Origin of the sequence: Bacillus sp. JJ1503, assembly GCF_036965125.1 — a bacterium.
Classification (GTDB): Bacteria; Bacillota; Bacilli; order Bacillales; family Cytobacillaceae; genus Cytobacillus.
In genome coordinates this window covers 1-10908 of the sequence record NZ_JBALOZ010000190.1, presented here as the reverse complement: position 1 = coordinate 10908, position 10908 = coordinate 1, and the positions used below count along the sequence as shown (strand labels likewise).

At 36.8% G+C, this 10908-nt stretch carries 9 protein-coding genes and 1 pseudogene; 5 read left to right on the top strand and 5 right to left on the bottom strand.

What is annotated here, in order from left to right; all coding sequences use genetic code 11:
- Positions 1-871: class I SAM-dependent rRNA methyltransferase (locus V7149_RS14800; RefSeq protein ID WP_335346380.1), on the bottom strand; the 871-nt coding region annotated here is incomplete at its 3' end.
- Between the two features lie 192 nt (positions 872-1063).
- Between V7149_RS14800 and putP the strand changes: the two genes are divergently transcribed.
- The 5 genes from putP to V7149_RS14775 all read left to right on the top strand — a co-directional run bounded on the left by putP (position 1064) and on the right by V7149_RS14775 (position 8614).
- Complete coding sequence (gene putP / locus V7149_RS14795) at positions 1064-2542, top strand: sodium/proline symporter PutP (protein ID WP_335346379.1); 1479 nt, start codon at positions 1064-1066, stop codon at positions 2540-2542.
- Between the two features lie 179 nt (positions 2543-2721).
- The gene (locus tag V7149_RS14790) at positions 2722-3462 is read left to right on the top strand and encodes a hypothetical protein (protein WP_335346378.1); all 741 of its coding nucleotides are present in this window, start codon (positions 2722-2724) and stop codon (positions 3460-3462) included.
- The gene (locus V7149_RS14785) at positions 3447-5366 is read left to right on the top strand and encodes a helix-turn-helix domain-containing protein (protein WP_335346377.1); all 1920 of its coding nucleotides are present in this window, start codon (positions 3447-3449) and stop codon (positions 5364-5366) included. Before V7149_RS14790 ends, V7149_RS14785 begins: the two co-directional genes overlap by 16 nt.
- Positions 5367-5702: 336 nt before the next feature.
- The gene (locus V7149_RS14780; protein ID WP_335346376.1) at positions 5703-7130 is read left to right on the top strand and encodes an MFS transporter; all 1428 of its coding nucleotides are present in this window, start codon (positions 5703-5705) and stop codon (positions 7128-7130) included.
- A 296-nt stretch (positions 7131-7426) separates the two neighbouring features.
- Positions 7427-8614, top strand: a complete 1188-nt coding sequence (locus V7149_RS14775) for an amidohydrolase (protein ID WP_335346381.1) — start codon at positions 7427-7429, stop codon at positions 8612-8614.
- 208 nt (positions 8615-8822) lie between these two features.
- Here V7149_RS14775 and V7149_RS14770 read toward each other — a convergent pair whose 3' ends face one another.
- The 4 genes and pseudogenes from V7149_RS14770 to V7149_RS14755 all read right to left on the bottom strand — a co-directional run.
- Positions 8823-9686, bottom strand: coding sequence for an RNA polymerase sigma-70 factor (locus V7149_RS14770; RefSeq protein ID WP_335346375.1), 864 nt, complete (start codon positions 9684-9686; stop codon positions 8823-8825).
- Complete coding sequence (locus V7149_RS14765) at positions 9652-9828, bottom strand: FAD-dependent oxidoreductase (protein ID WP_335346374.1); 177 nt, start codon at positions 9826-9828, stop codon at positions 9652-9654. The genes V7149_RS14770 and V7149_RS14765 overlap by 35 nt, the downstream gene beginning before the upstream one ends.
- A gap of 125 nt (positions 9829-9953) precedes the next feature.
- A pseudogene (locus V7149_RS14760) lies at positions 9954-10396 on the bottom strand (carboxymuconolactone decarboxylase family protein).
- A gap of 29 nt (positions 10397-10425) precedes the next feature.
- Positions 10426-10908: FMN-dependent NADH-azoreductase (locus V7149_RS14755; RefSeq protein WP_335346373.1), on the bottom strand; the 483-nt coding region annotated here is incomplete at its 5' end.

Genomic DNA, 10908 nt, shown 5'->3' with positions numbered 1-10908 from the left:
TTCTAACAGCATACTTAAAATAATGAAATACATCCTCTACAATAATATCATGAGCTTCATAATCAATATCGTTTACACTGAACTGCTCAATCGTTTTACTCTTACTTCGATTGGCAAGGTCCACACTTGTTGTTTTCAAAGCCCCGCCTAAAGCGGCTGCTACAGAAAAAGCTCCTGTATAGGAAAAAGTATTTAATACGGTTCTGCCTTTAGCATACTTATCACGTATTGCCTTGCGGACATTTCTTTGGTCTAAAAAAACGCCTACCATTGCTCCATCATTCAAATAAACTGCAAAGTTAATGCCATTTTCTTTAACGATAAGTGGAAAACTGGCACGCTCCCCTGCCACAAAATCATCATCTTCTATATAGGTTCCTTTTATATTGAAGCGTTTCTTTTCATAAATCCCCTTCGCATCTGCCACTTCGAAAAGAGCTTTGATAATTTCATTTTTAAAATAATAAATCCCTTCACTGTACCAAGTAGCTAAATAATATCCAGCAAAAAAGTCAATCGTCAACCCGCCAATTCCGTCACCTTCCCCGTTGAAAACACGAAAGGCGGTAGTATCTGGATCATCAAAAAACTTTTTGCGACTTTCCAATGCTTTTTTAAGCTTTTTTTCAAAAAAGGATTGATCAATTAATTCCTGCTGATTTCTTGTTAATATCCAACCTCTGCCCTTATTTTGCTTCCCATAATAGCCTGTAGCCAAATACCGATTTTGGCCATCCACTAAATTTATTATGCTTCCTTCGGCTATGCCACTCGGTATATTAATAATTGCCTCTTCCGGAATAAGAGGATATCCTGATTGAAAATTTTTTATAAATACTGATTTCACCTTAAATGCGACTTCTTTATTCATTTGTTCACCCAATCATCTGTTTTCCTTATTTTACACTTTTCATGTTGATATTAACATTCATCAGAATTTCCACCAAATTAATATTATATTAGGAAAATTTTATATTGACGCATATTGTCGAATAATGTTATATTTCGAATAGTATTCCTTATATGTTTTTTAATTTTATTTCAAAGAATTGGAGGGGTAAAAATGTCAGATATTGGTCTTCAGCTTGTTTCGATAGGCGTATACATGGCACTAATGCTTATCATCGGCTGGTACTCCTATCGGAAAACAAGTGATCTTACCGACTATATGCTTGGCGGGCGTTCTCTCGGCCCAGCAGTTACGGCGCTAAGCGCAGGCGCAGCAGATATGAGTGGCTGGCTGTTAATGGGACTTCCAGGCGGAATTTATGTAAGCGGTTTAGCAGATGCTTGGATTGCGGTTGGATTAACCATTGGAGCCTATTTGAACTGGCTGCTTGTAGCGCCTAGATTGCGTACTTATACACAAGTCGCTAATGATTCAATTACTATACCAGGTTACCTAGAAAATCGATTTAAAGACACAACAAAATTATTAAGAATTGTTTCTGGTATTGTTATTCTTATTTTCTTTACATTTTATGTGTCTTCTGGAATGGTAGCAGGGGCAGTATTTTTCAAAAGCTCATTTGGTACGAGCTACCATATAGGACTCTTAATTGTTGGCGGCGTAACTGTAGCCTATACTTTATTTGGCGGCTTCCTGGCAGTTAGCTACACTGACTTCATTCAGGGTCTAATGATGTTAGTTGCATTACTTCTAGTTCCAATTTTGGCATTATCACAAACAGGCGGATTAGGCGAAACTTTTGCCACTGTTCGAGAAATTGACCCAACATTACTTGATTTCTTTAAAGGGACAACAACTATAGGAATTATCTCAGCAATGGCATGGGGATTAGGCTATTTTGGTCAGCCTCATATTATCGTTCGCTTTATGGCAATTTCATCTGTCAAAGAAACAAAAAGTGCTCGCCGCATCGGTATCGGCTGGATGATTTTCTCTTTATTAGGAACAATCTTCACAGCCTTAATTGGTCTTGCATTTTTCCATAAGAATCCACAATTTACGTTAGACAATCCTGAAGCTGTTTTTCTAACTTTAGGTCAAATTGTCTTCCATCCTCTTTTCGCAGGATTCTTATTGGCAGCTGTTCTAGCAGCCATCATGAGCACGATTTCGTCTCAATTAATTGTTACATCAAGTGCGTTAACTGAAGATTTATATAAAGTATTATTAAGAAAAGATGGTACTGATAAAGAATATGTCTTCTTTGGCCGTATGGCAGTTTTAGCTGTATCAGTTATTGCTGCAGTACTTGCTTGGGAACAAAATGATACAATCTTAGGTCTAGTTGCTTATGCGTGGGCTGGCTTCGGAGCAGCATTCGGTCCAACCATTATTTTAAGCTTATATTGGAAGAAGATGACAAACTGGGGCGCCATTGTGGGGATGATCGCTGGGGCATTAACGGTTATCATTTGGAAAAATGCTGGCCTTGGAGATACTCTCTATGAAATCGTACCAGGCTTTATCATCAACTTAATCCTTACCTATGTTGTCAGCTTAATCACATATAAACGCAACGAGGAAATTGAGAAAGAGTTTGATGAAAGTGTCAGATTGCTAAAGAGTGAATGATAGATAAATCCTCCTTTTTTAAAGGGAGGATTTTTTCTTGCCTTTTATATCTTTCGTTGATTTCTTATATTCTTATTCGTTTTAACAGTATCAAAATTATACTTAATTATTTTCGCAACAATGTGTATGATTAAGATAGAATCATAGTCATAAGTTATTTTAAAGGAGTGCTTTTGTACATGCTTAGGGTGGGGATTGTCGGTCCACAATCTACTGTAGAAAGAATTTTACATATTGCACACGGCTTACATCTAGATGCGATTTTTCTATCGTATCCATATAAAAAAGTAAGAGAAACAGAAGATCTCATAAAGAAGAATCATAACAAAGTTGATTTTTGGATATTCTCAGGAAGAATATCATATAACATAGCATGCAATGAGGTTGAGGATACTGAACACCTTATTTTTATCGATCATACGGAAGCTGGTATTTTCAAAGGGTTGATAGAGTTTGTTTATCAAACAGGATCCAATTTTGATCACTTTAGCATAGATGAGATATCAAAAAGCCATTTGGAGACCGCTTTAAACCAACTTACAATAAAGCCTGAAAAAATTTTTCTCAAAACCTTTTCTGAGGATACTTCGACAGAGGAATTAATTCGTTTTCATCACCATTGCTGGGAAAATGGCGAAACGAAAGGGGCCATCACCTGCTATGAAGAAGTATACTTGCGGCTAAAAAAAATGGGGATCCCTGCTTTTAGAATCTCAACAAGTGATATTGAAATCAAACATACTTTAAAGATTCTTTCTGAAAAAATAAAAACATTATACTTTCGGGACTCCCAAGTAGCTGTACAAGTATTTGAAATGGTCCATTTAGAAAATCATTTCAGAAGTTTGAAACAATCTTATCAACTTCAGTTTATCGAATTGAAGTTAAAAGCTACATCTGTCAAATGCTGCTTATATTGATCCGCAGTTTTAAAGAAGAAGGAAGTGTCATCCAGAAAATAGATACAGAGGATCGGCGCCTATTGCAAATTATTGACTATATGGAGAGAAATTATGATCAGCTGATTACATTAGAGGAGGTTGCAAAGAAATACTTTCTTTCAACAAGCTATCTATCCCGATATTTTAAACAGAAAATGGGGATGGGGTTTAGTCGTTATTTAATGAATATCAGGCTTAAGCATAGTTTGAAGGATTTACTTTACACAACTGACTCCATATCACAAATCGCGATGAATAATGGCTTCCCAAACACAAAGTCTTTTTCAGCCTTTTTTAAAGAGGTGTATGGAATGACGCCACATCTATATCGTGATAGCCATACTGTCCAAAAGGAGGATTCAGTTCGAAGCTATAGCAAGGTAGATGCTTCAAATCTTATCCAATCATCAGAGATTATCGCAAAATTAAGCAGCATGAATTTAGATGATCAAAAATCTTATAACCATACAGAGACTAGGTATGAAAAGCTGCCAATCACCTTGTCCTCCCTAGAACCGATGGGCTTACATCATCCTAATCATATCCTGATTATTGGAGAAATTTTTGAGCTATTAAAAGAAGATGTTCGCTCTCAAATATTAGATGTCAAAAGGGATTTGCAGTTAAAGTATATCGGAGTTCGTAATCTCATTAGTAATACGGCCATTCCGCCTGAGGTAGAGACAGATGAAGAGATTCCGACAACATCACCATATTTTAATATTGATAGTGCTTTGGCATTCATGAAAAAGCATGATTTATCTTTGTTTATACGGGCAGATTATATAGATATTTCGAGAGATGAAGAACAATATTTTACAAAACTCATTCAATTTATCAGACATTGCTTACAGCTTTACGGAGAGTCGTTTGTTAAGCAATGGCATGTGATGTTTCACGAGCCATATTATACAGGAGTTGAAGCAAAAGATCTTCAGAGGATTTATTTAAAACTGCATGATGTATTAAAAACGATGCTCCCATCGATTCAGGTAGGCTTGTATATGCCTTTTTCTTTTCGTAAAGAAAAAACGAGCAATCATCATGAATGGCAGTTAGACAAGGGGGAGTTTATTGATTTTATCGGTTATAACGCAAATCAAAATGAGGTAATTGATTTTAAAGAAATGGCGGAAATGAATTTCGATTTAGCAAAAGATTTCATAAAAGAAAAAACAAATAAGCTGAAGCACTACTTAAAGAGGAACCATATAGAAAAACCACTTCATCTCGTTTCATGGAACACGTTATCAGGCAATACTCGGTATACGAATGGCACTTTTTTTCGCGGAGCATTGCACTTGAAAAATGTATTGGATATATCCAATGATGTGAAAACAGTTGCTCTCTGGATTAATACAATCGTACATGAGGACACAGGGAAAGATCAGCGTTATCGAATGGACGGTGTCGAATTATTCCATTATCTAAGGGGAAAACGTCCAGCTTATTTTGCATTGATGTTTCTAAAACGTCTACATGGTGAAATTGTTGCACAGGATAAGGATTACGTGATGACAAGAAATGAGCGGGGATATCAGTTGATCCTGATGAATTGTAATATTATCAATCCTTATTTATCCATTGAAGAGACATTTCTGCAAAAACTCAATAAAGAAATTCACGTAACGATTTCTGGAATTCCTAAAGGAGAATATCAAATACGCAAGCATGTGTTTGATAAAAATCATGGAGCGTTATATACAAAGTGGTGGAATTTGAACAGTAAGTATGGCATGGATACTGAAATTATTAATTATATTATCAATTCCACCAGGCCTTCTTTAGAAATCTTCGATGAAACGATTGAAGAGGATTGGTCATTTTATTCCTATTTAACAAGCAATGCCATTCACTTTTTTGATATTCGAAAAGCCTACTGACAAAAGTGTTGCAAATCATGTTATAAGGCTAGCCCCAAAACGTCTGGGTCTGCTGCCTTCTATCCTTTGAATGGTATAGAAGGCAGTGAAGCCATCCCCTTTACTTGTATAAATGACAAAAATCTACCCCACAATTTTCCCTTAGCAAAATGATAGGTTAATTATTTCGAGCTTTAGTCTGTGAATTACACAAAAATTGACTCTCTTAATACAGCTGAAATTTTTATAATTATTGTATAGAAACGCAACAAGTGCTCCTGTTACTCCTTATTTGTTGCAGTAATGTTTCTTATTAGACATATTAAAAAATTTAGTTAAGGTGTGGGAGGTTCAATCATGGAGACAAGTTATAAAGGTACGGATAAGTTGATCACAGGGATTGTGTTCGGGGTTATCACGTTCTGGCTTTTTGCACAGGCAATGGTCAATGTCGTCCCAGCTGTTCAATCAGATTTAGGGGTTTCATATGGAACGATCAATATAGCCATCAGTTTAACAGCCTTATTCTCAGGTATGTTTATTGTAGCTGCTGGTGGGATTGCAGATAAAATTGGACGTAAAAAAATTACGTATATTGGGTTAATTTTAAGTGTTATCGGTTCCTTATGTCTTGTATTAGCACAAGGATCTGTCTTACTAATTATTGGACGTATTATTCAGGGGATTTCCGCCGCTTGTATTATGCCGGCAACGATTGCTTTAATGAAAGCTTATTTTGATGGAAAAGACAGACAGCGAGCTCTTAGTTATTGGTCAATTGGATCTTGGGGCGGTTCAGGTGTTTGTTCGTTTGCAGGTGGCGCCATTGCTACGTATATGGGATGGAAGTGGATTTTTATCTTCTCCATTATTTTTGCCCTCCTTGCTATGTGGCTAATTAAAGATACACCTGAAAGCAAAGCAGAAGGAAATGGTTCTTTTAAATTTGATTTTAGTGGTTTAGCTATCTTTATCGTTACGATGATTGCATTAAACGTCTTTATTACATTCGGTGAGGACTTAGGCTGGACTAGTCCAATCACTATTATTCTTGCCATCGTTACCATTATCGGAGCTATTGTCTTCTTCAATGTTGAAAAGAAGAAAGATATTGCACTTATTGATTTCTCTTTATTTAAAAATAAACCATACGCAGGTGCTACTTATTCAAACTTTTTATTAAATGCAATTGCCGGGACACTTGTTGTTGCAAATACGTATGTTCAAGTAGGCCGTGGATTTACTGCATTTCAGTCAGGGATGCTATCAATTGGATATTTAATCGTTGTTCTTGCAATGATTCGTGTCGGAGAAAAAATCCTGCAAAAAGTAGGAGCAAAATTACCAATGGTCTGGGGTGCTATTATCACGACAGTTGGTGTAGCGATGATGGGTCTAACCTTCTTGCCTGGTTTTACTTATACAGTTGTAGTATTTATTGGGTTTGTTTTATTCGGGCTTGGGCTTGGCATATATGCAACACCATCTACAGACACATCTGTTTCCAATGCGCCATCGAACAAAGTAGGTGAAGCTGCAGGGGTTTACAAAATGGCTAGCTCATTAGGCAGTGCGATCGGTGTTGCTATCTCTGCAACGGTTTATAGTTCAGTTGCAGCGGCTGGAAGTGTTGAGACCGCAGCATCGGTAGGGATTATCGTAAACGTAATATTCGGTATACTGTCGATTCTTTCGATTGTGATTATGGTTCCAAAAAATGCTGGTAAAACATCAGAAGCTATATCGAAAAAAACATTTCAAGCACCAAATAAAATAGCTAATTAACTTAATAGACGATAGATAAAAAGTCGGTTTCAGCTCATTTTTATAAATAGGAACAGAATGAAAGGTTATGTCATTCTGTTCCGTTAAAGAAAACTCGCTGATTGGCGAGCCTTGGAGAGGCGAAGACAGAGGCGTAATTGCACTTATCGCGCTCATAAATGCCACGTCCTGTGGCATTCGCCCGACTAGGACATCCTGTCCGTCGTACTTAATTCCTAAAATTGGCACCCGCGTCGAATCAACTTCTGCGCTGACAATTTATAATTTCTTAACGTGCAAAAAAGGAGACGAAAATGATGAAATGTGAATTGATGAGCATGTTAGAATCACGTAAAGATGAAATAATTGCCATCCGTCGCCATTTACATGAAAATCCAGAGATCTCATTTAAAGAGGAGAAAACAGCTCAATATATTGCGGATTTTTATAAGGGAAAAGATGTGGACATTCAAACGAATGTTGGGAATGGCTATGGCATTGTCGTCACCATTAAAGGTGGAAAGCCTGGGAAAACAATTGGTCTGCGCGCAGATTTTGATGCCCTTCCAATTGTAGAAGAAACAGATGTACCGTTTAAATCAAAGAATGAAGGGTTAATGCATGCATGTGGGCATGATGGACATACTGCTTACTTGTTAGTTTTAGCTGATTGCTTAATTCGATTAAAAGACTCGATTCCAGGTACTATAAAAATCATTCACCAACATGCAGAAGAAGTTCCGCCAGGTGGAGCAAAAAGTATTGTAGAGTCTGGTTTGATTGATGACTTAGATGCTATTTATGGCATTCATTTGTTACCGATGGGACCTGCAGGCACAGTAGGATATCATGCTGGATATTCCTTCAATGGACGAGCATACATGAAATTAAAAGTCCAAGGAAGAGGTGGCCATGGTTCCTCTCCTCATCTAGCTAATGATGCAATCGTAGCTGCTGCTCATTTTGTTACAGCTGCGCAAACCATTGTCAGCCGTAGATTAAGCCCATTCGATATCGGTGTGATTACAATTGGATCTTTTGATGGAAAAGGGACATTTAACGTGATCAAGGATAGCGTAGAACTTGAGGGCGATATTCGCTATATGACTGTAGAAACAAAAGAAACGATTGAGAGAGAAGTAAAACGGATTGTAAGAGGAATTGAAGAAGAGTTTGGCGTAACATGTGAGCTTACTTATACTCCAGATTATCCGCCTTTATACAATGACCCTGAGCTTACAGCTAAGGTGGCAGAAAGTTTACGAAGCATGGATGATAAAGACATTAAAGAAGTGAAAGAATTTCCGGCAATGTCTCCATCTGAGGACTTTGCTTATTATGCTGAAAAATTCCCAGCCTGCTTTTTCTACATTGCATGTACACCAAAAGGGGTAGAAAATCCTTACTTCAATCATCATCCAAAATTTGATATCGATGAAGATGCACTCCTCGTAGCTGCGAAAGCTGTTGGACAAGTTGTTTGCAGTTATTATGAATTAGACTAAATGAAAAAAAATAAGCTAGACAAGATAGTTCATTGATAACGTATCTAGTCTAGCTTACTTTTTTGTCTGGACTGCTTACCATTAATTATGTAGCATCAATTTTGGAGTACACTCGCCATTTATCGCAGACGAGTAAATCAGATTTTTTTAGTCCCCGATAAATAAATACTGCCAAGAATGACTTTTTCTCACCGTACCTCTACAGTTTTTAGTGAATAGGCAGTTTCTCAGGATTCATTGTTATATACATTTCGTTTATTTTGTCATTACTAATATAAAAACTTAGGATACTATGAATCTTACCATTCATGTATATCACGATTGCTGGTTGATAATTGATATTTTTCATTTCAAAATTAAAGTCTTCAGAGGCTTTTTTCATGATTCCGTATAATAAGGCTAAAACGTTGGATACGGATACGATTGGACGTACAGCAGCCGTAGCTTTTCCACCTCCATCAGAAAATAGTGTAACATTTTCTGATATAAGTTCTAATAAGACAGCTGTATTTTGCATTTGAAACGCTTCTACAAAGCGATTAATGATTGATTTATTTTCCTCATAGTTTAAACTTTCACCTTCCACACGTGAGATCTTTTGCTTGGCCCTGCTAAAAATTTTTCTGCAGTTTTCTTCTTTTTTTCCAATAATATGTGCAATCTCTGAGTATGGGAAATCCAGTACCTCTCTTAACAGGAGAACTGCCCGTTCATCTGATGCTAAATGCTCCATCATGCGTAAATAGGCAATACTCAATCCTTCTTTTTGTATAATCATTTCAGATGGATCATAGGCATGTAATTTCTCTAGTAATAGCGGCTCAGGGTTCCATGGTCCCACATAATGTTCTCGCTTGTATCGTGCAGACTTTAATGAATCAAGACAGAGGTTTGTCATCATTTTACAGAGATAGGCTTTCTTATTCTGTATGTCTTCCTCACTTATTTGGTAAGCTTTTAGAAATGTTTCGTGAACCATGTCTTCTGCTTCCGCAACTGATCCTAACATCCGATAACCTAATGAAAACAACAATGGTTTATATAGCTGGTAATCTTCTTTCGAAATTTGCACGATTTCTCCTCTTTTCGTTTAAAATGATTCCTTCAGCTTCTTCTTTTCCACTGCTCACTGCCCTTTCTGCCAAAATTGAGTCGGGAGATGTCCAGTCTCCAGCTATATATAATCCTGGAGTTCCTGTTTTAGAACGCAGCAACCCTTTGCACACCAATTGCCTTGGGTACCCTTTTCCTTTTATGCTCTAAATAACGGAAAAGCACCCAAACATGCATTTGGATGCCTTTTCTATACAATCTGAGACGTAGATGTTCACCGAAAGTATTATTTTTCAGTTGCCGTATTCCCCATTGCAATGGAAATTCTATTCCAACTGTTGATTTGGTTAATTATTAAAATAAGGTCAACATACTGTCTCTCGTCATAATGTTCACGTACTCGTTGATAAAGCTCATCTGGCACACGTTTTGTCGGGATTAACGTCACGTATTCTGTTAACTCAAGAGCTACTTTTTCTGCATCTGTGTAAAATGTGCACTCTCTCCAAGCACTAATACAATATAAACGCTGTTCCGTTTCTCCCATTTTTCTAGCATCAGCTGTATGCATGTTAATACAATATGCACAACCATTTATTTGCGAGGCCCAATTTTTATTAGTTCACGCAGTTTACGGTCTATACCTGTAGTTTTCGTATACTTCTCCATTTCCATCATTATTTTAAGTGCTTCTGGCGCTACATTGTAATAATCAATTCGTTGTTCCAATATAATTACCTCCTTTTATTTCTTTCCCTTTAAGAAAGTATTAATTTAGGTGCTAATCTTGAAGCAGCTTCTTCAGCTTCTTTATATGCTTTTTGTAATACTTCAATTGGGTCTAGTAAAGCAGTTCCTTGTGCGCGAATGATTTGATAATCTTCAATGCCAAGAAAATTGAACATTGACTTCAGGTATTTATTAGAGTAATCAACTTCTGTATACCAATCATTGTTAGTATATATTGATCCACTTGCTTGTATGACAAGCATTCTTCGTCCGTCTTTAAGAAGCCCCACTGACCCATTTTCAGTATATTTAAAGGTTTCACGTGCAATCATGATATTGTCCATATAATCTTTTAACTTTGATGGAATATTAAAATTATGCAAAGGTAATACGATGATATACGTATTTGCACTTTTAAATTGTTGTAAGATTCCGGACATACGCTCGGTTACTTTTTGTTCTTGGCTAGTTAGTTCCTGTTCTTTTCGTTGTTTTTCCCATGCACTTAAAAC

Coding starts and splice junctions, on each gene's coding strand:
- putP (WP_335346379.1), top strand. CDS start 1,064: ATGTCAGATATTGGTCTTCAGCTTGTTTCGATAGGCGTATACATGGCA.
- V7149_RS14790 (WP_335346378.1), top strand. CDS start 2,722: ATGCTTAGGGTGGGGATTGTCGGTCCACAATCTACTGTAGAAAGAATT.
- V7149_RS14785 (WP_335346377.1), top strand. CDS start 3,447: ATGCTGCTTATATTGATCCGCAGTTTTAAAGAAGAAGGAAGTGTCATC.
- V7149_RS14780 (WP_335346376.1), top strand. CDS start 5,703: ATGGAGACAAGTTATAAAGGTACGGATAAGTTGATCACAGGGATTGTG.
- V7149_RS14775 (WP_335346381.1), top strand. CDS start 7,427: ATGAAATGTGAATTGATGAGCATGTTAGAATCACGTAAAGATGAAATA.